This is a genomic window from Sphingopyxis sp., from assembly GCF_025869345.1.
GTDB lineage: Bacteria > Pseudomonadota > Alphaproteobacteria > Sphingomonadales > Sphingomonadaceae > Sphingopyxis.
This window is the reverse complement of sequence record NZ_JAOZVW010000146.1, coordinates 52,940-74,250: the sequence shown is the minus strand read 5'-3', so window position 1 is coordinate 74,250 and position 21,311 is coordinate 52,940. Positions and strand designations below refer to the sequence as shown.

Annotated in this window: 17 protein-coding genes; 9 read left to right on the top strand and 8 right to left on the bottom strand. The window is 65.3% G+C overall.

The annotated features are described in order from the left end of the window. Positions 1 to 29 precede the first annotated feature (29 nt). The 7 genes from OJI97_RS16115 to OJI97_RS16085 are packed head-to-tail and all read left to right on the top strand — an operon-like array spanning position 30 to position 8,424. Positions 30 to 584, top strand: coding sequence for a methylamine dehydrogenase light chain (locus tag OJI97_RS16115; protein ID WP_297665146.1), 555 nt, complete (start codon positions 30 to 32; stop codon positions 582 to 584). Then, the gene (locus tag OJI97_RS16110) at positions 584 to 1,024 is read left to right on the top strand and encodes a cytochrome c (RefSeq protein ID WP_297665144.1); all 441 of its coding nucleotides are present in this window, start codon (positions 584 to 586) and stop codon (positions 1,022 to 1,024) included. Before OJI97_RS16115 ends, OJI97_RS16110 begins: the two co-directional genes overlap by 1 nt. After that, positions 1,021 to 1,491 carry a cytochrome C gene (locus OJI97_RS16105; protein WP_297665142.1) on the top strand — a complete coding sequence of 157 codons (471 nt, stop codon included), beginning with the start codon at positions 1,021 to 1,023 and terminating at the stop codon, positions 1,489 to 1,491. The genes OJI97_RS16110 and OJI97_RS16105 overlap by 4 nt, the downstream gene beginning before the upstream one ends. Positions 1,492 to 1,529: 38 nt before the next feature. Next, positions 1,530 to 3,767: a TonB-dependent receptor gene (locus OJI97_RS16100; protein WP_297665141.1), complete on the top strand. Its 2,238-nt coding sequence runs from the start codon at positions 1,530 to 1,532 to the stop codon at positions 3,765 to 3,767. A 12-nt stretch (positions 3,768 to 3,779) separates the two neighbouring features. Further along, the gene (locus OJI97_RS16095) at positions 3,780 to 5,189 is read left to right on the top strand and encodes an aldehyde dehydrogenase family protein (RefSeq protein ID WP_297665140.1); all 1,410 of its coding nucleotides are present in this window, start codon (positions 3,780 to 3,782) and stop codon (positions 5,187 to 5,189) included. Next, entirely contained in the window at positions 5,186 to 6,778 is a 1,593-nt protein-coding gene (locus OJI97_RS16090; protein ID WP_297665138.1) for an AMP-binding protein, read from the top strand. Before OJI97_RS16095 ends, OJI97_RS16090 begins: the two co-directional genes overlap by 4 nt. Further along, positions 6,775 to 8,424: an AMP-binding protein gene (locus tag OJI97_RS16085; RefSeq protein ID WP_297665136.1), complete on the top strand. Its 1,650-nt coding sequence runs from the start codon at positions 6,775 to 6,777 to the stop codon at positions 8,422 to 8,424. Before OJI97_RS16090 ends, OJI97_RS16085 begins: the two co-directional genes overlap by 4 nt. 40 nt (positions 8,425 to 8,464) lie before the next feature. Here the strand turns inward: OJI97_RS16085 and OJI97_RS16080 are convergent, their stop codons facing one another. Continuing rightward, positions 8,465 to 9,070, bottom strand: coding sequence for a cytochrome b/b6 domain-containing protein (locus OJI97_RS16080; protein ID WP_297665134.1), 606 nt, complete (start codon positions 9,068 to 9,070; stop codon positions 8,465 to 8,467). A 284-nt stretch (positions 9,071 to 9,354) separates the two neighbouring features. On the opposite strand from OJI97_RS16080, the gene OJI97_RS16075 reads away from it, so the two are divergent. Continuing rightward, the gene (locus OJI97_RS16075; RefSeq protein ID WP_297665132.1) at positions 9,355 to 11,946 is read left to right on the top strand and encodes a TonB-dependent receptor; all 2,592 of its coding nucleotides are present in this window, start codon (positions 9,355 to 9,357) and stop codon (positions 11,944 to 11,946) included. A 121-nt stretch (positions 11,947 to 12,067) separates the two neighbouring features. Here the strand turns inward: OJI97_RS16075 and OJI97_RS16070 are convergent, their stop codons facing one another. Then, positions 12,068 to 15,106, bottom strand: coding sequence for a TonB-dependent receptor (locus OJI97_RS16070; protein ID WP_297665130.1), 3,039 nt, complete (start codon positions 15,104 to 15,106; stop codon positions 12,068 to 12,070). 434 nt (positions 15,107 to 15,540) lie between these two features. On the opposite strand from OJI97_RS16070, the gene folE reads away from it, so the two are divergent. Beyond that, on the top strand, positions 15,541 to 16,137 hold the full coding sequence (gene folE, locus OJI97_RS16065) for a GTP cyclohydrolase I FolE (protein ID WP_257544217.1): 597 nt from the start codon (positions 15,541 to 15,543) through the stop codon (positions 16,135 to 16,137). Positions 16,138 to 16,149: 12 nt separating this feature from the next. Here folE and OJI97_RS16060 read toward each other — a convergent pair whose 3' ends face one another. The 6 genes from OJI97_RS16060 to OJI97_RS16035 form a co-directional block, all read right to left on the bottom strand. Next, a complete protein-coding gene (locus OJI97_RS16060) occupies positions 16,150 to 16,806 on the bottom strand; it encodes a Fe2+-dependent dioxygenase (RefSeq protein ID WP_297665127.1) in 657 nt (218 codons plus the stop codon). An 8-nt stretch (positions 16,807 to 16,814) separates the two neighbouring features. Continuing rightward, positions 16,815 to 17,843, bottom strand: coding sequence for a hypothetical protein (locus OJI97_RS16055; RefSeq protein WP_297665125.1), 1,029 nt, complete (start codon positions 17,841 to 17,843; stop codon positions 16,815 to 16,817). Positions 17,844 to 17,929: 86 nt separating this feature from the next. Continuing rightward, positions 17,930 to 18,562: a 50S ribosomal protein L9 gene (gene rplI / locus OJI97_RS16050; protein WP_297665123.1), complete on the bottom strand. Its 633-nt coding sequence runs from the start codon at positions 18,560 to 18,562 to the stop codon at positions 17,930 to 17,932. Between the two features lie 13 nt (positions 18,563 to 18,575). Then, a complete protein-coding gene (gene rpsR / locus OJI97_RS16045) occupies positions 18,576 to 18,800 on the bottom strand; it encodes a 30S ribosomal protein S18 (protein WP_037517582.1) in 225 nt (74 codons plus the stop codon). An 11-nt stretch (positions 18,801 to 18,811) separates the two neighbouring features. Continuing rightward, positions 18,812 to 19,177 carry a 30S ribosomal protein S6 gene (rpsF, locus tag OJI97_RS16040; RefSeq protein ID WP_294029015.1) on the bottom strand — a complete coding sequence of 122 codons (366 nt, stop codon included), beginning with the start codon at positions 19,175 to 19,177 and terminating at the stop codon, positions 18,812 to 18,814. A gap of 350 nt (positions 19,178 to 19,527) precedes the next feature. Further along, a complete protein-coding gene (locus tag OJI97_RS16035; protein ID WP_297665120.1) occupies positions 19,528 to 20,907 on the bottom strand; it encodes a Mur ligase family protein in 1,380 nt (459 codons plus the stop codon). Positions 20,908 to 21,311 lie beyond the last annotated feature (404 nt).

Below are 21,311 nucleotides of genomic sequence, written 5' to 3'. Positions count from 1 at the left end.
CCGGGCGAAACGACAGGAAGGGGACGAATATGTCGGGTCTCGACAAATTTTCGGAGAAGGTGACGCGCAACGTCGCGCGCGCGACCTCGCGGCGCAGCCTGCTGACGCTGATCGGCGGCGCGCTGACCGGCGCGGCGGTCATCCCGGTGCTGCCGGTGTCGCGCGCGCAGGCGCAGACCCACGGCGGCGGCGGCGATCCGGTCGCGCCGCAATCGAGCGGCAATCCGCAGGACCCCGGCGACCAGACGAAATGCGACTATTGGCGCTATTGCGCGATCGACGGCTTTTTGTGCAGCTGCTGCGGTGGCTCGCCGAGTTCGTGTCCGCCGGGGACCGAGATGTCGCCGATCACCTGGATCGGCACCTGCCAGAACCCCGCCGACAACCGTGCCTATATCATCAGCTATAACGACTGCTGCGGCAAATCCTCGTGCGGGCGCTGCCTGTGCAACCGCAACGAAAACGACCGGCCGATGGTCCGCCCGCAGGCGAACAACGACATCAACTGGTGCCTCGGCACCTCAAGCTCGGTCTATAATTGCTCGACCGCCGTGATCCTCGGCGTCGCGCTGGAGCAGCAGTAATGCGGCGGCTGGCGACCCTCCTTGCCCTGGCCGCGCTGGCAGCGGCGGGACCGGCGACCGCGCAGGACGGCGCGACGATCTACAAGCGTTGCGCGGCCTGCCATCTGGCCGACGGATCGGGCGTGCCCGGCGCCTTTCCGCCGCTGAAGGCCGATGTCCGCGCGCTCGCGGCGACGGCCGCCGGACGCCGCTATCTCGCGCTCGTCGTGATCCGCGGCGTGTCGGGGCCGATCACCGTCGCCGGAAAAGTCTATCGCGGGACGATGCCGGCGCAGGCCGGACTCAATGACGCGCAAATCGCCTCGGTCCTGAACCATGTGGTCCGCGGTTCGTCGGCGAAAGCGTTCACGGCAAAGGAAATCGCGGGCTACCGCGCGGGGGGCGCCTCGCTCGCTCCCTCCGCCGTGGCGCGTCTGCAGCCGGGCACCGCCGGCAAATGAAATGGCTGGCCGTTCCCGCGCTGATGCTGGCGACCGGGGCGGCCGTGGCGACACCCGGCCCGGCCGGTCCGGACGCGATGCCCGGCGTCGCCAACCCGGTGCGCGCGCGGCAGCACTGGATATTGCAATGCCAGGGATGCCACCGCGCCGATGCCACCGGAACGCCGCAGACCGCCCCGACGATGGCGGGCTTCGTCGCGCGTTTCCTGCAGGTGCCGGGCGGGCGCGAATATCTGGCGCGGGTACCGGGCGTCGCGACGGCGGCGCTGTCCGATGCCGATCTGGCGGAGGTGGTGAACTGGTCGCTGGCGCGGTTCGACCCGGCGCATCTGCCCGCCGATTTCAAACCCTACACGGCCGCCGAAATCGGCGGGCTGCGGAGCAAACCGCTGCGGGCCGAGGCGAGCGCGATGCGCGCGCGGCTGGTGGCGGAGTTTGACGAGACGGACGTGACGACACCGAAATGACGACAGGAAAATAGCGATAAAAACAGGGAGGATGTTCGATGATCAAGGTGAATGAAGGCGGGGCAGTGCGCCCCATGCTGCTGCTGCTGCTGACCGGAGCGTCGGTTCCGGTGCTGGCTCAGGAAGCCCCCGCTCCAGCCGCTTCAACGCCCGCTCCGGCCGAGACGGCCGCCGACGACGGGACCGACATCGTCGTCACCGCGCAGAAGCGATCCGAACGGCTTCAGGACGTCCCGATCGCGGTCAGCGCGCTCGGCGGCGATGCACTCGACAAGCAGCGGGTGACGCAGGCCGACGAACTCGCGGGCAAGATCGTCAACCTTCAGCTTACCTCGACGGTCGGCGACAACACCCCGATCTTCGCGCTGCGCGGCGTGTCGATGTCGGATTACAGCCTCAACCAGGCGAGCCCGGTCGCGACCTATTATGACGAGGTCTACAAGGGCAATTTCGCCTTCCTCGGCGTCGCGATGTACGACCTTGAACGCGTCGAGGTGCTGCGCGGGCCGCAAGGCACGCTCTATGGCAAGAACACCACCGGCGGCGCGGTCAACCTGATCAGCCGGACGCCCGTGCTCGGCGAGACCGAAGGCTATCTGAACCTCGGCTACGGCAATTACGACCGCTATGAAGCGAACGGCGCGCTCGGCGTGCCGCTCGGCGAAACGCTGGCGGCACGCGTCGCCTTCACCTTCGCGCGCGCCGATGGCTGGTTCAAGAACCAGCTTCCCGGTCAGCCCGACCTTGCCAGCGTGCGCGAATATGGCGTGCGTGGCAGCCTGCTGTTCGAGCCGAGCGACAGCGCGCGCTTCGTGCTCCGCGCCTCGACCAGCTATCAGAATCCGCGCAATTACGGCATCTATGCCCAGCCCGAAGCGGCGAACCGGCCGGGACTCGGGCGGCGCCAGATCGAGGCAAACGTCACCGACCGCCGCCGCGCGCGCACCTGGTCGGTATCGCTGACCGGCACCGTCGATCTCAGCGACGCGCTCGCGATCACCAGCGTCACCTCGTGGGACAAGGGCCGGCTCAATTTCTATGAGGACACCGACGGAACCGCGACCGAACTGCTCGAAATCCCCTATACCGACCGCGCGACGCAATTCGCGCAGGACCTGCGGCTGACGAGCGATTTCGACGGCCCGTTCAACTTCATCCTCGGCGCCTATTTCAATCGCGAGAAGGTCTATAACGAAACGACCTTCGAGATCGGCAAGGACATCGACGTCGACGGCAACGGCGTGATCGACGTCGACGACTGCGCGGCCGGGCTTCCGCTCGCCTGCCTGTTCCGCAACAGCTTCGATCAGGTCAAGAAGAGCTATGCCCTCTATACCGACATGAGCTTCGAGGTCACCGACCAGCTCACGCTGCGCGGCGGCCTCCGCTTCACCTACGACAAGGGCGTGCAGAGCAATTTCGAATCGAACGCCCTTGGCGTCGACGGCGTGCTCGTCGCCAATCTGATCCCGCCGTCGCGGCTCGATTACAGCACCGAAAATCTGTCGGGCAAGATCGGCGCCGATTACAAGATCAACCCCGACGTGATGGTCTATGGCAATTACAGCCGCGGCTATCGCGCGCCGAGCTTCAACGCGCAGGCTTTCTTCGATCCGTCAGAGCTGTCGGTGGCAAAGGCCGAAAAGATCGATGCGTTCGAGCTGGGGCTGAAGAGCCAGTTCGCCGACCGCCGCGTCACGCTCAACATGGCGATGTTCCATTACACCTACAGCAACCAGCAGTTCATCAACGTCGATCCCGGAACCGCGGCGCAGACCCTGCTCAACATCCCGCGTTCGCGTATCCAGGGCGGCGAGGCCGAACTGACCGTCCGCGCGGGCGACATGGTGACGCTGCGCGGCGGCCTCGGCCTGCTCAGCACGAAGATCAAGCGCGGCACGGTGAGCGGCGTCGACGTCAGCGGCAACCGGCTGTCGAACGCGCCGAAGCTGACCTTCACCGGCGGCTTCGACGCGACGGTGATCGACGGCGGCAGCGGCAAGGTCAGCCTGCACGGCGACCTCAACTATTCGTCGAACCAATATTTCGAGGTGCTCAACGTGCCCCGGCTGCGGCAGAAATCCTATGCCCTCTTGTCGGGGCACATCGACTGGGAATCGGCCGACGGGCGCTGGACGGCATCGGTCTGGGGCAAGAATCTCGCCAATAAATTCTACTTCACCTCGCGCGTCGACCTGCTCGCGGGCTTCGGTTTCGACTATAACCATGTCGGGACTCCGCGAACCTATGGCGTGACCGTGGGCGCGAAATTCTGATCGGAGAGAGGCATGTCTGACTATAAGATGCTGATCGGCGGCCGGCTGGTCGACGGCGACCAAGAAATGGACGTCATCAACCCCGCGACCGAGGAGGTGTTCGCGACCGTCGCGCGCGCCTCCGAGCGGCAGGCGGACGAGGCGATCGAGGCGGCGGCGGCGGCCTTTCCCGCCTGGGCCGAGGTGCCGCTGGCCGAGCGGCAGGCGAAGGTCGCCGAACTGGCCGACGCGATCGCCGCCAACGCCGACAGATTCGCCCGCGCGCTGACCCAGGAACAGGGCAAGCCGCTCGCCGAGGCGCAGGGGGAACTCGCCTGGACCGACGGCTATCTGCGCCATTATGCGACGCTCGAGATCGCCGAACGGACGATCCAGGACGATGCGAGCGGGCTGATCCAGATCCGCCGCAAGCCGCTGGGCGTCGTCGCGGGGATCATCGCCTGGAACTTCCCGCTGCTCGTCGCCTGCTGGAAGATCGGCCCGGCGGTGATCGCGGGCAACACGATCGTGCTCAAGCCCGCACCGACGACGCCGGTGACCGCGCTGATGCTGGGCGAACTGTGCCAGAAGATCTTCCCGCCGGGGGTGGTCAACATCATCGTCGATGCCAATGACCTCGGCGGATACCTGACCGCCGATCCGCGCATCGCCAAGGTCGGCTTCACCGGATCGACCGCGACGGGGAAGAAGATCATGGCGAGCGCCGCCGACGGGCTCAAGCGGCTGACCCTCGAACTCGGCGGCAACGACCCCGGCATCGTGCTCGACGACGTCGACGTCCGCGCCACCGCGCAGGGCATCTTCAACGCCGCCTTCCTCAATTGCGGGCAGGTCTGCCTCGCGATCAAGCGCGCCTATGTCCACGACAGCATTTACGACGCGATGTGCGAGGAACTGGCGCGGCTGGCCGAGGCGGCGGTGGTCGACGACGGACTGGCGCAGGGCGCGCAGATCGGGCCGATCCAGAACAAGGCGCAATATGAGAAGGTGAAGGCCTTCCTCGACCGCGCCCGCGCCGACGGCACCATCGTCGCGGGCGGCGAGGTGATCGACCGCGCCGGCTATTTCCTGCGCCCGACGATCGTCCGCGACGTCACCGACGGCGACCAGATCGTCGACGAGGAACAATTCGGCCCGATCCTGCCGGTGATCCGCTTTTCGGACGTCGACGATGTCGTCGCGCGCGCCAATGCGTCGCCCTATGGCCTCGGTGCGTCGGTGTGGTCGCGCGACGTCGATCGCGCGCTGGCGGTCGCGGAGCGGATCGAAAGCGGATCGGTGTGGGTGAACCAGCATGTCGCCATCGGCCCGCATATTCCGATGGCGGGGGTCAAATCCTCCGGCCTGGGGGTCGAGCAGGCGGAGGAAGGGCTTGCCGAATATACGCAATTGTCGGTGATCAACGTGGCGCGCGGCGGATGAACGAAGCTTTCGACTGGAATCCGCCGCCGCGCTATAATTTCGCGCGCGACGCGATCGGCCGGCTGGCGAGCGAAAGGCCCGGCGATCGCGCGATGCTGTGGACCGACGGCGCGGGCACCGTCGTCGATCGCAGCTTCGCCGAACTGTCGGACCATGCGGCGCGCGCCGCCGCGGTGCTCAGCGCCGCGGGCGTCGGGCGCGGCGACACGGTGCTGATCCTGATGTCGCGCGAGATCGAATGGTGGGAACTGATGCTCGCCTGCCTGCGGCTCGGCGCGATTGCCTCGCCCGGCACCGTCCAACTCACGCCCAAGGACATCGCCTATCGCTGCGAAGCCGCAGAGGCGCGCTGCATCGTCGCCGGGGTCGATGTCGCGCCGCGCGTCGACGAAACCCCCGTCGATGCCGCGATCCCGCTGATCCACATCGGCGGCGCTCGCGCTGGATGGATCGATTACAGCGCGGTCAAGGCGGCCGCCGAACCGCTGGCCGAGATCGCCGACACCGCGTTCGACGATCCCGCGCTCTGCTATTTCACCAGCGGCACCACTGGCCAGCCCAAGATGACGATCCACGGCGCGGGCTATCCGCTGGCGCACGAGATCACCGGCCGCTTCTGGCTCGACCTCGGTCCCGGCGACCTGCACTGGAATATGTCGGACACCGGCTGGGCGAAGGCGGCGTGGAGCAGCCTGTTCGCGCCGTGGCTGATGGGCGCGGCGATCTTCGTCCACCATGCGCCGGGCTTCGACCCCGTCGCCGCGATGGACCTGCTCGAGGCGCATCCGGTGACGACATTGTGCGCGCCGCCGACCGCCTATCGCATGTTCGTGCGCGCCGATCTGGACGGACGGTCCTTCCCGCATCTTCGCCATTGCGTCAGCGCGGGCGAGCCGCTGAACCCGGAGGTCATCGACCTGTGGAAGAAGGCGACCGGGCTCGATATCCATGACGGCTACGGCCAGACCGAAACCGTGCTGCTCTGCTGCAACCGTGCCGGCGCGGCGCGGCAGGGCGCGATGGGGCGCCCGACGCCGGGGATCGATCTGGCGGTGATCGGCCATGACGGCGACATTCTGCGGCCGGGCGAGGAGGGCGACATCGCGCTGCGCGTCGGGGAAAGACGGCCGCCGGGCCTGTTCCTCGGCTATCGCGGCGACGCGGACCGCACCGCGAGCGTGTTCCGGGACGGCTGGTATCTGACCGGCGACCGCGCGACGGTCGATGCCGACGGCTATTTCTGGTTCGTCGGCCGCGCCGACGACGTCATCCTCTCCTCGGGCTATCGCATCGGGCCGTTCGAGGTCGAGAGCGTGTTGTTCGAGCATGAAGCGGTCGCTGAAAGCGCCGTCGTCGCCAGCCCCGACCCGACGCGCGGCGAGGTGGTAAAGGCCTTCGTCGTCCTCGCCGCGGGCCACCACCCGTCCGACGCGCTCGTCACGGCGTTGCAGGATCATGTGAAGCGGACGACGGCGCCCTATAAATATCCGCGCCGCATCGAATTCGTGGACAGCCTGCCCAAGACGGTGAGCGGCAAGATCAGGCGCAAGGAATTGCGCGATGCCGAGTTCGGGAAAGCGGACGCATGACCGCCAGCTTCGTTCGCGGCGACGACAGCCCGCCGCTCCTCGATGGGACGATCGGCGATTGCTTCGACCGGGCCGTGCTTCGCGATCCCGAGGGCGAGGCGCTGGTCGTCCGGCATCAAGGCGTGCGCTGGACGTGGCGTGCGCTCAAGGCACGAGTCGATGCGGTCGCGGCGGGGCTGCTCGAACGCAGGCTGAAGCCGGGCGATCGCGTCGGCATCTGGGCGCCCAATTGCGCCGAATGGGCGATCGTCCAGTTTGCGACCGCGAAGGCGGGGCTGATCCTCGTCAACATCAACCCCGCCTATCGCGTCGCCGAACTCGACTATGCGCTGAACAAGGTCGGCTGCGCCGCGCTGATCTTTGCGCCGTCGCACAAGAGCAGCGATTATGTCGCGATGCTCGGCGAACTGGCGCCCGAACTGGCGACCGCAGCGCCCGGCCAACTGCGGGCCGCGCGCCTTCCCGACCTGCGGCTCGTCGTCGTGCTCGGCGACGCGCCCCACGCCGGTTGCCTGCCGTTCGCGGAGCTCGCCAGCGACGCCACCGGCGCGCTCGCGGATATCGCGATCGATCCCGACGGCCCGGTCAATATCCAGTTTACCAGCGGCACCACCGGCTTTCCGAAGGGCGCGACGCTGTCGCACCGCAATATCCTCAACAACGGGGCCTTCGTCGGCGCGCGGATCGGGCTGACCGCCGCCGACCGGCTGTGCATCCCGGTGCCGCTCTATCATTGTTTCGGCATGGTGATGGGCAACCTCGCCTGCGTCGTCCACGGCGCGACGATCGTCTATCCGGCCGAGGCCTTCGATCCGCAGGCAGTTCTCGAAACCGTCGAGGCCGAGCGCTGCACCGCGCTCTACGGCGTGCCGACGATGTTCATCGCGGCGCTGAACCATCCCGATTTCGACCGGTTCGACCTGTCGTCGCTGCGCACCGGGATCATGGCGGGATCGCCGTGCCCGATGGCGGTGATGCGCGAGGTGATCGACCGGATGCATATGGCAGAGGTCACCATCGCCTATGGCATGACCGAAACCAGCCCGGTCAGTTTCCAGAGCGATCCGGGCGATCCGCTCGACCTTCGCGTATCGACGGTCGGGCGCGTCCAGCCGCACCTCGAGGTCAAGCTGATCGACCTTGCGGGCGAGGTCGTGCCGCGCGGACAGACGGGCGAGCTTTGCACGCGCGGCTATTCGGTGATGCTCGGCTATTGGGACGACGCCGAGCGAACCGCCGAGGCGATCGACGCCGAGGGCTGGATGCACACCGGCGACCTCGCGACCATCGACGAGGCGGGCTATTGCCGGATCGTCGGGCGCATCAAGGACATGGTGATCCGCGGCGGCGAAAATATCTATCCGCGCGAGGTCGAGGAATATCTTCTCACCCATCCCGACATCCTCGACGTTCAGGGCGTCGGCATTCCCGACCGGAAATATGGCGAGGAATTGTGCGTCTGGATCCTGCTGCGCGAAGGCGCGGCGATGACCGAGGATGCCGTGCGCGCCTATTGCCGGGGCCGCATCGCGCATTTCAAGATTCCGCGCCACATCCTCTTCGTCGACGGCTTTCCGATGACGGTGACCGGAAAGGTGCAGAAATTCGCGATGCGCGAGCGCACGCTGGAACTGCTGAAGGGATAGCAACGCCCGCGCGCCCCGAGGTGCGAGACGATCGCGGGAGTCAGGGGCCGGGGAGGGGGCGTTCGCCCGGAGCCCGAAAAGGAGGCATCCGTCCGGCGGCGCGCTGGCGCAGGATCTGATGCTTGAGCGCCGCGGCGATATGCAGCACGAGAAGCGCCAGCGTCACGAACACCAGCAGTTCGTGGATGCCGCCGATCGCTTCGCCGGCATCGTCCGATACGCCGGGGATCAGCGGCAGGGGAATGCCGCCGAGCAAAGCGGTGCTGGTCTTGCCCTCGGCGCTCGCGCCCCCCGACACCGCCATCAGCCCGGTCAGCGGAAGCAGAATGAGCAGGACATAGAAAGCCCGATGCGTCCAGACGCTCGCGATGCGTTCCCAGCGCGGCAATTCGGTCGGGAAAGGCGGCGGCGGATGGGCAAGGCGCCAGCCGAGCCGCACGAGCGCGAGGACCAGGATCGTCGCGCCGATCGTCTTGTGGACGGTGAAAAGGTCGCCGCGCGCCGCGCCGCGTTCCATGCTGGCAAAGGTGAAACCGACGATGACCTGCGCGACCACGATCAGCGCCGTCAGCCAATGCAACAGCACCGCGCCATCGTTATAGCGCAGCAGCCGCTCCTGCGGCGTGGCTTCGGGGACGGTCGCCATGCCCTATCAACGCGCCGGACGCATTTGGGATGCATGACCTTCTGCGGCGGGCCTGTCATGCGTTGCCGCCGCCGCTCCGCCGAACCTGCGCGCCGACGGAGCCGGTGCGCTTCGCCGTAGCGTAAACTGTTGCTTTTAAGTCACGAATGCCCGCAAAATAGGCCTGTTCCGGTCCTGTGCGTTGACGCGGCGCGGCGGAGCCTTACAGCCACGGTCACCGCCGGAGCATCTCCCCCTCCACAGGCCCCGATGGGCCGCGCTCCGGTGGTCTGGAGAGAGACACCATGACTTTGCGCAACATTCTGTTGGGCGCCACCATGCTGTGCGCCGCCACCCCCGCTTTCGCCTTTGCTCAGGAAGCCCCTGCCGACGATGCGGCCGCGACGTCGGACGTCACCGACTATGGCAACGACATCATCGTCACCGCGTCGAAGCGGTCGCAGACGTTGCAGGACACGCCGATCGCGGTTTCGGTGACCTCGGCCGCCGACATCCAGAACGCGCAGATCCGCGACCTTATCGACCTGCAGTCGGCGGTGCCGAGCCTGCGCGTTTCGCAGCTTCAGTCGAGCGCGAACACCAATTTCATCATCCGCGGTTTCGGCAACGGCGCGAACAACCCCGGCATCGAACCGTCGGTCGGCGTCTTCATCGACGGCGTCTATCGCTCGCGCTCGGCCGCCCAGATCGGCGACCTGCCCAATGTCGAGCGTATCGAGGTGCTGCGCGGTCCGCAGTCGACCCTGTTCGGCAAGAATGCCTCGGCGGGCGTCATCAGCATCGTCACGCAAAAGCCGCAATATACATTCGGCGGCTCGGTCGAGGCGAGCTATGGCAATTATGACGCCATCGTCCTCAAGGGCGACATCACCGGCCCGATCAGCGACACCATCGCCTTCTCGCTCGGCGCCAATTTCAACCGCCGCGACGGTTATGCGAAGGACCTGAACCTCGACACCGACGTCAACGACCGCAACCGCTGGGGCGTGCGCGGCCAGTTGCTGTTCGAACCGACCGACGCGCTGTCGATCCGCCTGATCGGCGACTATGACAAGATCGACGAGAATTGCTGCATCGCCGGCAACGTCATCGCCGGTCCGACCGTGCCGATCACCGACTTCCTTGCGGGCGGCACCAGCGTCGATGCGGAAAATCCCTTCTCCTACCGCGTCTACAATAATTTCCTGTCGTCGAACGTGATCAAGAATTACGGCGGCTCGGGCCAGATCGACTATGATCTCGGCAATATGGCGCTGACCTCGATCACCGCCTATCGCCAGGTTCGCGCCGACACCAACCAGGATTCGGACTTCACCAGCGCCGACCTGATCGGGCAGAAGTCGGACGATACCGCGATCAACACCTTCACCCAGGAACTGCGTCTGGCGTCGGATTTCGACGGCCCGATCAATTTCCTCGTCGGCGGCTATTATTTCAACGAGAAGATCAAGCAGCACAGCCAGATCTATTTCGGCGACGACTTCCGCGCCTATGGCAATGCGTTGATTCAGGCGGCGAGCGGCGGTGCGTTGAGCGTTCCAGTGCTCGAAGCCGCGCTCGGTGCACCGAGCGGCTCCTTCTTCCATGCGGGTGACGGCATGGACGAATATTATCGCATGAAGAACACCGCCTGGTCGATCTTCGGTACGCTCGATTTCGAGATCACCGATCGCCTGACGCTGACCCTTGGCGGCAACTACACCAAGGACAAGAAGCGTTTCTCGACCGACGTGACGAGCACCGACGTCTTCTCGGGTATCGACCTCGATGCCCCGGCCTATGCGCCGTTCCGCAACCAGTTGATACTCGGCGGCGCGCTGCAGCAGGCGGGTGTCAATCCGAACGATCCGGCGGCCGTTCTGGCATTTGCGACCAACCCGGCAACCGCGGCGACCTTCGCGCAGTTCCAGGCCATCGCGAACGCCAACCAGAACAACCCGGCGGCGAACCCGCTCAATCCGCTGAAGGCATTCCAGTTCCTGCCGCCCTTCCTCGACGTTCCGAACAGCGTCGAGCCGGGCCGGACCAACGACGGCGACTTCAGCTACAGCGCGCGCCTCGCCTATAAGGTGACCGATACGCTCAACGTCTATGCGACCTATGCGACCGGCTTCAAGGCGAGCTCGGTCAACCTGTCGCGCGACAGCCGTCCGCTCGCCAGCGATTTGCCGGCGATCATTTCGGGTGGTCTCGGCACGCCGAACCTCGTGTCGGGCACACGCTTTGCGGCGCCGGAAGAATCGTCGGTCTATGAGGCCGGGCTGAAGGCACAGTGGTCGGTCGCCTCGCTGAACCTTGCGGTGTTCAAGCAGTCGATCAAGGGCTTCCAGTCGAACGTCTTCACCGGCACCGGCTTCGCGCTCGCCAATGCGGGCAAGCAGTCGACCTGGGGCCTCGAGTTCGACGGGTCGGTGCGGCCGGTGCGGGGCCTGAACCTGAACCTGGCGGTCACCTGGCTCGACCCCAAATACGACAGTTTCGTCGCGTCGGCGTTCGGCGACCTGTCGGGCCTGAAGCCCGCGGGCATCCCCGACCTGTCGGTGTCGATGGGCGGCACCTACACCCACGAATTCGCGGGCGGGACGAAGGCGATCGCGCACATCGACTATCAGTATGAAAGCCCGACCCAGATCGTCGACGGCCTGCTCGGCCTTCCGGCGACGGTCGCGCAGAATCTGAAGCGCGAGGTGAACCAGCTCAACGCGTCGTTCACCGTTGCGCTGACCAACGGGTTCGAGCTTGGCGTGTGGGGCCGCAACCTCACCAACGCGCAATATCTGACGACGGTGTTCAACGCCGTCGCCCAGTCGGGCAGCGTGTCGGGCTACCCCAGCCAGCCGCGCACCTATGGCGTGACCGGCCGCTTCAAATTCTGACGAGCGGCCGCGGGGCGGTTCGCCGTCCCGCCCGTTCCCAGCGGACAAGAAAAAGCCCCGGCCTCTCGATGGAGAGGCCGGGGCCTTTCTTTGGGCGCTTCGGCGTTGCCGCCGCCCGGATTTAGAACTTCATCCCGGCCGCGATGCCATAGCGGCGCGGTTCGAGCGTGAAGATATTGGTGTAGTTACCCGACGACTGGTCGGTGATGTAGAGGCCGGTGACGCTGCTCGAATTGAACAGGTTCTGGATGAAGCCCTTCACATACCATTTGTCGTCGGCGCCGTTGAGCTGCAACTGGGCATTCACCTGGGCATAGCCCTTGATCCGGTTGACGTTGCCGTTGAAGATGCTGCCATAGCTCTCCCCGGTATAGGCAAGGTCGAAGCGCGGGACGAGCGTCATGTCGCCCATATGCGCCGTATACTGGACGCCGGCGCTGAACTTGTAGTTCGGTGCCTGCGGCAGCTGGTTGCCCTTGATGTTGACGGGAATGCCGGCGGAGTAATAATCGACCCCGCCGAGCGCGGTGGGATCGACCGACAGACCCGCCACCGGAGCGGGCAGGTTGGCGAAGGCGCCCGCCGCGGCCGCTTCCATGACGGCGCAGATGCTGTAGGCGCCGGTCGAGGCGATGCCGCCGTCGGCCGGGAAGGCCGTGGTGCCCTGCAGACCTGCGCCAGCGGCGACGCCGGGAACGACCCCGACGTTGATCAGGGTCTGGACGCCGTTCACGAACTGATTGATCCCCGCGACATTCCCCGTCTTCGAACCGACGGCGCAGTTGGCGGCGTTCGTGATGTCCTTGAGGATGACGGCATCTTCGCGACCCCCGCCGAAATCGCGCGGGTTGCTGGTGAACTTGTCCTCGGTCACCTTGGTGTGCAGATAGCTGAAGCCGAGGTTGATCACCCAGTCCGGATCGGGCCGGACCATGCCTTCGACCTCGAAGCCATAGATATCGGCGCTGACGTTGTCGTTCACCGCGGTACGGGCGACGATCTTGCTGAGCTGAAGATCCTTATACTTGTAGTAGAAGGCCGTCAGGTTCAGTTGGAGTGCGCCATTGCCGAAGGTGTTCTTCGATCCGATTTCGAACGCATCGACCTGTTCGGGCTTGAACGATTCGGGCACCGCGAAGATCGGCTGCAGCGGCGGGTTGATGCCGCCCGATTTATAGCCCCGCGAATAGGAGGCATAGAGCAGATTGTCGTCGGTCAGCTTGAAGTCGAGCACCGCGCGGCCGGTCAGCTTGTTGAACTTCACGCTGCGCGCCTGGATGATCTGGTTTCCGGGCGTGCCGGGATCGGCGTCGAAGGTCGCTACAAAAGGTGAGTCGAACGCCGAGCCGGTCTGGCCGAAGGGCACGAGGAAGCTCGCCAGCGTCGAACGCGCGGTCACGCTCTTCTTGTCGTTGTTGTAGCGCAGGCCTGCCGTCAGTTTCAGCCGGTCATTGAATTCGAAATAGGCTTCGCCGAAAATCCCGTAGGATTTGATCTTCAGATCGTCGGTGTTGTTGCGAAAGAAGGGTGTGCCCAAAAACGCCGGCGGCAGATTATTGGAAGGATCCGCGTCGGCCAGGCTTCCCAGGCCGGTGAACGCTCCAAGCACGCCCGCCAGATAGTCGATCGGGAAGGCGTTCACATAATAGCTGTTCTCGGTCAGGTGATAGTCGGCATAAATGCCGCCTACCAAGAAGTTGAACGGCCCGTCGAAGTCGCTCGTCAGGATGCTTTCGACCGACCAGCTGCTGTTATACTGATTCGATCGGTCGAACTGCAACGACTGGTCGCTGCAAATCTTGTTGCCGCCGAAGGAGCCGAGGCCGGTTTCTTCCGCCAGCGAGGTGCAGAGCTGACCCGTGGGGCCATTGGGCATGATAGCAGCCGCCACGGGGCCGAGGTAAGCCTGCAGACCTGGGCCATAAAGGCCATCGGCCGCGTTCTGCAGATTTTGGAGACCCGTCGCATAGAGCGAGCGGTCGCCGACATTGCTGTTATAGTCCTGCGATGCGTCGAGCTTCACCTTCTGATACTGGCCGGACACCTGCAGCGACACCGGGCCGAAATTATGGTCGATCCGTCCCTGCAGCGTCAGTTCGCTGGTGAAATAGCTCGGCGTATAGGCGGTGTTGACGGTCCGTGGATCATTGGGGATCGTCGTATTGGCATAGACATCGGGGCCGTAGAGGCTGCCCAGCGAGAAATCGAGGAGGCCCGTGGGGTTGGACGCGGTCACCGTCCCATTGGGAATGCCGCGGATCGCCAGGAATTCCTTCGACGTCAGCGCCGCCGTGAAGGTCGCGTTGCCGTTGAACGGCGAATTGTCGAGACGATTGTTCAGACAGCCGAGGATACCGGTCGGGTCGCGCTGGCAAAGCTGTTTCTGGATGCGGGTGCGCTGGTCCCGCTCGTGGAAATAGGAACCGAGCAGGTCGATCGTCGTGTCGGGCGTCGGCTCCCAGCGGAACGAGCCGCGCACCGAATAAAGGTCGCGATCGTCGATGCGGGTATTGAGGAAGGTGTTCTTCGTATAGCCGTCGCGGTTCAGATAGATGCCCGCGATGCGGAAGGCCGCGGTGTCGCCAAGGGGGATGTTGATCATCGCCTTGCCCTTGAGCGAATCATAATTGCCATATTCGCCTTCGACCGCGGCTTCGAACTGACCCAGCTTCGGCTTCGCGGTGATGACGTTGACCACGCCCGAGGTCGCGTTGCGGCCGAACAGCGTGCCCTGCGGGCCGCGCAGCACTTCGACGCGTTCGAGGTCGAAGAATTCGGTTTCGAACAGGCGGGTCGAGAACAGCGGATCGCCGTTCAGATGGATCGCGGTTGCGCTGTCGCAGGTCGTGCCGACGCAAAGGTCGCCGATGCCGCGGATGGTGAAGCTGGCGCCGGTGAAGTTGGTCTTGGTGAAGGTGACGTTCGGCAGAGTCAGCTGCAGGTCGGACGGGGTCTTGATCTGCTGCGCCTCGAGCGCTTCGCTCGAGAAGGCGCTGACCGCGATCGGCACGTCCTGCAGACGTTCGGATTGGCGCTGCGCGGTGACGACGATCTCGCCGCCGAAGGCGTCGGTGGTGGAGCCGCCGCTATCCTGCGCATAGGCGGGTGTCGCCACCGCCATCGCCAGAATCGACGAACCCATCAGTCCCTTGAACTTCATTTACATCCTCCCTTTTTCGAACCCGCGTCGCGGGCCGCCCAACTCGAATTGTGCTTAAAGGGGAGGGATGGTGACCAGACGTGGCAAAGGGTGCCGGACCGGTCCGGTCTGGTGCCTCGGCATATCCCGCTTGCCAGCTGTGCTGGTCATCGTCCTCTCCCACCGGCGTCGGGGACTACGCCGGGCTCTCCGGATTACGGTCCGCTTGAGCGAACTCTGTAATGACCATGAAGGTGCGCCGAGTTGACGAAAGCGTCAAGCCACTTGTTCGCGGCGAAAATGCGCGGAAATTCAGGCGAGTCCCAAAGCTGGAAAAGCACAGATTCCGCAACGTAAACTTGGTCCCGTGCAGGAATTTCTTGGCCGACCGGGGTTGCGCATCGCCCATTTCATGTCGAAATGTGCGGCATCGATGCAACAGTAAGGACGGGGTGATGACAAAGGTGGAACTGGGTCCGGACGGCAAACCGGTCGTGCCCGGTCATGTGCTCGACGCGGTCCGGACGCTGATCGAATGGGCCGGCGACGATCCGGCGCGCGAGGGGTTGATCGACACGCCGCGGCGCGTGGCGCGCGCGTGGCTCGAATATTGCCAGGGCTATGAGGACGATCCCGCGGTCCACCTGTCGCGCACCTTCGAGGAGGTCGGCGGCTATGACGAGATCGTGCTCTTGCGCGACATTCCGTTCCAGTCGCATTGCGAGCATCATATGGCGCCGATCACCGGCAAGGCGTCGATCGCCTATCTGCCGCGCGACCGCGTCGTCGGCATCTCGAAGCTCGCGCGCGTGCTGAATGGTTTCGCGCGGCGCTTGCAGGTGCAGGAGCGGCTGACCGCGGAGGTCGCCAAATGCATCTGGGACAATCTGCACCCGCAGGGGGTCGCGGTGGTGATCGACGCCCAGCACGGCTGCATGACCGGCCGCGGCGTCCGCACGCCGGGTGTCGGCATGGTGACCAGCCGCCTGCTCGGCTGCTTCCTCGACGACGAACGCAGCCGCAAGGAAGTGCTGAGCCTGATGGGGTATTGAGCGCGCGCGGTCCTAGCGCCGCCACATCCGCAGCAGTTGATATTGAACTGCTTGCAGCCGGGTGTAATTTTCCGGCGCCATCGTGTTGCCCTCCAGCGCCGCGACCTCGTTCAGTTCGTAGATCAGGTTCCGCCGCTCGACGTCGGGGATCAGACTCTGGATGAAGGTGATCGCGACGAGCCGTTCGCCGCGCGTCACCGGCTCGACCTCGTGCAGCGTGTGCGAGGGATAGACGATCGCGACGCCGGGCGCTTCCTTGAAGCGCAGGTCGGCGTTGCCGAGGCGGACATGCAGCGCGCCGCCGTCATAGTCCGCCGGGTCGTTGATGAAGACGGTGCAACTGACGTCGGTGCGCAATTGGCCGTCGGACAGCGGAATATAGGCGGCATCGGGGTGCAGCCCGTAATGCATACCGGGCGTGTAGCGCGTCAGCAGCGGCGGCGCGATTCGCGCCGGAAAGGCGAATTCCATGAACTCGGGATTCTGCACCATCGCGTCGAGGAGGATCTTCGACGAGCGCTCATAGGCGCCGGCGTCGTGAAGCTGCAGGTTGTTCTTGATCGTTGAATGCGGATTGCTGATCCGCCCGTCGACGAACTTGCCGCCCGCCGCGATCTCGCGCAGCGCGCGGATGCCTTGGTCGTTGAGAAGCGGAACGAGCTTGAACATGGGTCTTCCTAGCGGATCGGCAGGTCGGCGAGATGTGTATAGCGCCCGGCGAGCGCTTCAACCCATTCGATGGCGTCGGCGATCGCCGCGCCATGTTTCGCCGCCGCCTCGGCCTGCAATTCGCGGCGCAGATCGGGGCTGTAGCCATGTTCGGGCGCTTTGGAATATTGGCGCATGATCGGGCCGGTCACCGCCGCCTCGATTGTCGCCGCATCCACCGCAAGGCCGAAATGCGCGCATTGCGCGGCGAGCGCGGCCGCGGGGTCGGCGAGCATCGCCTCGAAATCGACCCACTGGTGACGCGCGTCGGCGGCGGGCAGGGTGCGCTGCGCGCTCTCCATCTCGCAAAGCCAGCTCATCGCGACGCGGGTGACCGGCGGCAATTGCCATAAGGCGTGCGGAAAGCCGGGGAGCCGCGCCGCGAGCCGCGCCATCCGCGCGGGCGCCTGCGCCAGCGTCTCGGCCAGCGAGGCTTCGCCGGCGAGGATCGTTTCCAGATAACGGGGCAGCGACGTATGGAGGAACAGCGCGCGCGCGCCGGTGCCGGTCAGGTCATCGGCGATTGCGGTGATCACGCTCGACGCTTTCACCATCGCGCGCTGTCCGGGCACGAAGCCGCGCCCGAGCCAGCCGCGCACCTGCGCCAGCCGCCGGCGATAGAGATCGGGCGACCATAAGGATTCGGGCCTGTCGATCCGCTCCGCGACCTGCGCCAGCGTCCGCAGCAGCATCGGCTCGCGCAGCGGCAGGACGCCGCTCGCTTCGGCGAGAAGCCGCGAGGCGAGGGTCGAGCCGACATGCCCGATATGAAAGATGAAATCGGGAGGCGCCGCCGCCCCGAGATCGGGAAGCGCGTCCCACGTCGCCCATTCGCGGCCGATCCGCTCGGTCAGCAGCCGCTGGTCGAGAAAGCTCGCCGCGCGATAGTCCTCCTCGCCAAGCAGCGCGACGAGGATGCGGTCGTTCGCCAGATCGGCCATATGCGGCAGCAGGCTCGCATCGGCGGCGAAACGGCGCTGGAGGGGGGTGTCGGCCATCGCCGATGCCATAGGAAAGCGCCGGGCATAAGAAAAGGGCCGCGTTCCCGTGGAGGAACGCGGCCCTTTCGAAAAGCTTGGGAGGATTAAGCCTCTTCGGCTTCGTCCGCAGCCGGAGTTTCCTCGGCGGCGATTTCCGACGGGGCGGGGCCCACGTCTTCGAACTCGTCCTCGCTGTCGGGCTCCAGCGCCGAAGCGACGGCTTCGGCCTGTTCTTCCTCGAACATCGCCTGGATCACGTCGATGCCCTGCTTTTGCATTTCGGCTTCGTCGGGCGAGCGCGCGACGTTGACGCCGACGGTCACGGCGACTTCGGGGTGCAGCTTGACCTTGACGTCGACGAGGCCGAGCGACTTGATCGGACGCTCGAGCTCGACCATCGCCTTGGTCACGCCGGCAACGCCGTCTTCGACCAGCGCGTCGACGATGTCGCGGACCGAAACCGAGCCGTAAAGCTGGCCGGTGTTCGACGCCTGGCGGATCAGGACGATCTGCTTGCCGTCGATGTCCTTGGCGCGGCCTTCGGCGTCGGTGCGGCGTTCGGCGTTATCGGCCTCGATCTTGTCGCGGTTGGCTTCGAACAGCTTGCGGTTCGCGTCGTTCGCGCGCAGCGCCTTGTTGTTGGGCAACAGGAAGTTGCGGGCAAAGCCGTTCTTGACGGTGACGACGTCGCCGATACCGCCCAGTTTCTCGATACGTTCGAGCAGGATGATTTCCATGACGCTGCCCTCCTTACTTCACGATATAGGGGAGCAGGCCGATGTGGCGCGAGCGCTTGATCGCCTTCGCCAGCTCACGCTGCTTCTTGGTGGACACCGCGGTGATCCGCGACGGGACGATCTTGCCGCGCTCCGACAGGTAACCCTGGAGCAGGCGGACGTCCTTGTAATCGATGACCGGGGCATCCTTCTGGCTGAAGGGGCAGGTCTTGCGGCGGCGGAAAAAGGGTCGTGCCATTGTGCTGTTCCTTATTCTTCGCCGTCGCGGTCACGGCCACGGCCGCCGCGGCGTTCCTGCTTGCGCATCATCACCGACGGACCCTTTTCGAGTTCATCGACCTTGATGGTGAGCCAGCGGATGATGTCTTCGTTGATCGCAGCCTGACGCTCGATCTCCGCGATCGCTTCGCCGGTGACTTCGGCCGACAGCATCACATAGTGACCCTTGCGGTTCTTCTGGATCTTGTAGGCAAGCTGCTTGAGGCCCCAGGTCTCGGTCTTGTGGACCGTGCCCTTGAACTCGCCGATGACGTTGGTGACGGTTTCCGCCAGCGCGTCGACCTGAGCCTGGCTCAGGTCCTGACGCGCGATAAAGACATGCTCGTAAAACGGCATGGTTCGCGTCCTTCGATTTGGCCGATCGCTGATTCCGCGCCGATCGCGAAACCCCTCCGGCTGTCGTCCGGCTTTGCCTGTTCGTGCAAAGCAAACGGGGCGACAAGCACAAGGCCTCGCCCCGAATGCGGGCGCCTATACAGATTCGGGCGTGGAAAGCAAGCAGAGTCCCCCTCTCCCCTTGCGGGAGAGGGTTGTGACGACTTGCCAGCTTGCTGGCTAGTCGAAGCTGGGTGAGGAGCGGCGGTCCGCGGGACCGCGCGAGCCAAAGGCTCGCAACCCCTCATCCAACTGCGCCTAGCGCCTGCGGCGCAAGGCTCCGTATCCTTCTCCCGCAAGGGGAGAAGGAATTATGCCAGCTTCTCCAGCAACTCGCGCCCGAATTCGGTCAGCGTATCGTCGCGCGCGCCGAGGATCAGGATGCGGTCGCCCGGCTGCGCTTCCTCCAGCATCGCGGCGCCGCATTCGGCGCGGGTGGTGAGGTGGACGGCATCGGCGCCCGCACCGACGATGTCGGCGACCAGTGCTTCGCTGCCGGTGCTGCGATCGACGGTGCCGCCGAAATAGACGGGGTCGGAGACGAAGAGCCGGTCGCCATCGCGCATTCCGTGCGCGAAACTCGCGGCGAGTTCCCTGCCCATCTGGCGGAGCGGGCCATAGCCGTGCGGCTGGAAGAAGAGCAAAGCGCGGCCCGGCAGTTCGGCGACGGCGGCGAGGGTCGCGGCAACCTTGTCGGGATTATGCGCGAAATCGTCGATGACGGTGACATTCTTCGCCCGGCCCAGAACCTCGTAGCGGCGGGCAAGGCCGGCAAAGTCGGCCAGCGCCGCGACCGATTGCGCGACCGGCACATTCACCGCGCGCGCCGCCGCGATGGCGGCGAGGGCGTTCGCGGCATTGTGGCGGCCGGGCATTCGCAGACGGACTTCATGGGTATCGCCTGCGAAATGGACCGTGAAGCGGCAGCCGTCGGGCAAGGCTTCGAAACCGCCGCCGCGCATCGCCGCCGCCTCGGAAAAGCCGAAGCGCATGACATTGGCACCGCCGAGCAGCGGTGCCGATTCCGCATCGTCGGCGTTGACGACGGCGACGCGTGCTTTCGCCGCGAAATCGCCGAAGAGCTGGTGCAGTTCAGCCAGGCTCTTGTGGTCGAGGCTGATGTTGGTGACCACCGCGACGTCGGGGCGATAGAGGGCGATCGAACCGTCGCTTTCGTCGACTTCGCTGACATAAGTCGCGGCATCGCCGACGAGCGCGCTGGCGAAAGGCGTGTCGGGGCCGGCGAAATTGCGCATCACCGCGCCGTTCATCACCGTGGGCTTGCGACCGGCGCGTTCCAATATCCAGCCGATCATGCCGGTGACGGTCGATTTGCCGCTGGTGCCGCCGACGCCGATCGCCTGTGCGGCGTCGTTGAACAGCGCTGCGTTGAGATCGGCGCGGGTCAGGCGCGCGAGGCCGAGGGCGTTCGCGGCGGCGATGTCGGGCACGCTGTCCTCGATCGCGGCCGAGGCCACGAGCGTCTGGCCCGCCGCGACGCCGCTGCCGTCCTGCGGGAAGAGGGCGATGCCCTGCCGCTCGATCCAGTCGAACTTGCCGGGCGAGCGGCCCTGGTCGCGGCTGCGATCCGACCCTGCAACCATTGCGCCGCGCGCCGCGACGATCATTGCGAGCGGCAACATGCCCGATCCGCCGATGCCGCAGAAGAAATAGGATTTGTTTTCCGACATGGCGCGGCGTTATGGCCTTGGCGAAGGGTTTGCAATGCTTCCTGCCCGGCCCTCTGCTTCCATCTTCGTCATGCTGAACTTGTTTCAGCATCCATGGCCAGGTGTCGGGTTGATAGGGCGGGGCTAGTTATATTTTCGCACAAAGCCACAAAGCCACGAAGAAGTCGCACATACCGCGAAGCGGCTTTCCTTTCCGACCGTGTGTGGCCCGCCGCACCGTTGATAAGAAAAGGGCCTGATCGGCCCAAGCCGTCCTCTTCGTGGCTTTGTGGCTTTGTGCGAAACAAAAAAAGCACTGCGTTTCCCGAAAAGGCCGGCCATGGATGCCGAAACAAGTTCAGCATGACGAGGAAGGTCCGGTGGACAGAGCCATTCAGGTTTCGCGAAAAACATTATAGAGGCTG

Excerpts from the sequence above, each read along its gene's own strand:
- OJI97_RS16035 (WP_297665120.1), bottom strand. The coding sequence starts at position 20,907 with ATGTCGGAAAACAAATCCTATTTCTTCTGCGGCATCGGCGGATCGGGC.
- OJI97_RS16080 (WP_297665134.1), bottom strand. The coding sequence starts at position 9,070 with ATGGCGACCGTCCCCGAAGCCACGCCGCAGGAGCGGCTGCTGCGCTAT.
- rpsF (WP_294029015.1), bottom strand. The coding sequence starts at position 19,177 with ATGCCGTTTTACGAGCATGTCTTTATCGCGCGTCAGGACCTGAGCCAG.
- rplI (WP_297665123.1), bottom strand. The coding sequence starts at position 18,562 with ATGGAAATCATCCTGCTCGAACGTATCGAGAAACTGGGCGGTATCGGC.
- folE (WP_257544217.1), top strand. The coding sequence starts at position 15,541 with ATGACAAAGGTGGAACTGGGTCCGGACGGCAAACCGGTCGTGCCCGGT.
- OJI97_RS16100 (WP_297665141.1), top strand. The coding sequence starts at position 1,530 with ATGATCAAGGTGAATGAAGGCGGGGCAGTGCGCCCCATGCTGCTGCTG.
- OJI97_RS16115 (WP_297665146.1), top strand. The coding sequence starts at position 30 with ATGTCGGGTCTCGACAAATTTTCGGAGAAGGTGACGCGCAACGTCGCG.
- OJI97_RS16060 (WP_297665127.1), bottom strand. The coding sequence starts at position 16,806 with ATGTTCAAGCTCGTTCCGCTTCTCAACGACCAAGGCATCCGCGCGCTG.
- OJI97_RS16055 (WP_297665125.1), bottom strand. The coding sequence starts at position 17,843 with ATGGCCGACACCCCCCTCCAGCGCCGTTTCGCCGCCGATGCGAGCCTG.
- OJI97_RS16070 (WP_297665130.1), bottom strand. The coding sequence starts at position 15,106 with ATGAAGTTCAAGGGACTGATGGGTTCGTCGATTCTGGCGATGGCGGTG.
- OJI97_RS16095 (WP_297665140.1), top strand. The coding sequence starts at position 3,780 with ATGTCTGACTATAAGATGCTGATCGGCGGCCGGCTGGTCGACGGCGAC.
- OJI97_RS16105 (WP_297665142.1), top strand. The coding sequence starts at position 1,021 with ATGAAATGGCTGGCCGTTCCCGCGCTGATGCTGGCGACCGGGGCGGCC.
- OJI97_RS16075 (WP_297665132.1), top strand. The coding sequence starts at position 9,355 with ATGACTTTGCGCAACATTCTGTTGGGCGCCACCATGCTGTGCGCCGCC.
- rpsR (WP_037517582.1), bottom strand. The coding sequence starts at position 18,800 with ATGGCACGACCCTTTTTCCGCCGCCGCAAGACCTGCCCCTTCAGCCAG.
- OJI97_RS16090 (WP_297665138.1), top strand. The coding sequence starts at position 5,186 with ATGAACGAAGCTTTCGACTGGAATCCGCCGCCGCGCTATAATTTCGCG.
- OJI97_RS16110 (WP_297665144.1), top strand. The coding sequence starts at position 584 with ATGCGGCGGCTGGCGACCCTCCTTGCCCTGGCCGCGCTGGCAGCGGCG.
- OJI97_RS16085 (WP_297665136.1), top strand. The coding sequence starts at position 6,775 with ATGACCGCCAGCTTCGTTCGCGGCGACGACAGCCCGCCGCTCCTCGAT.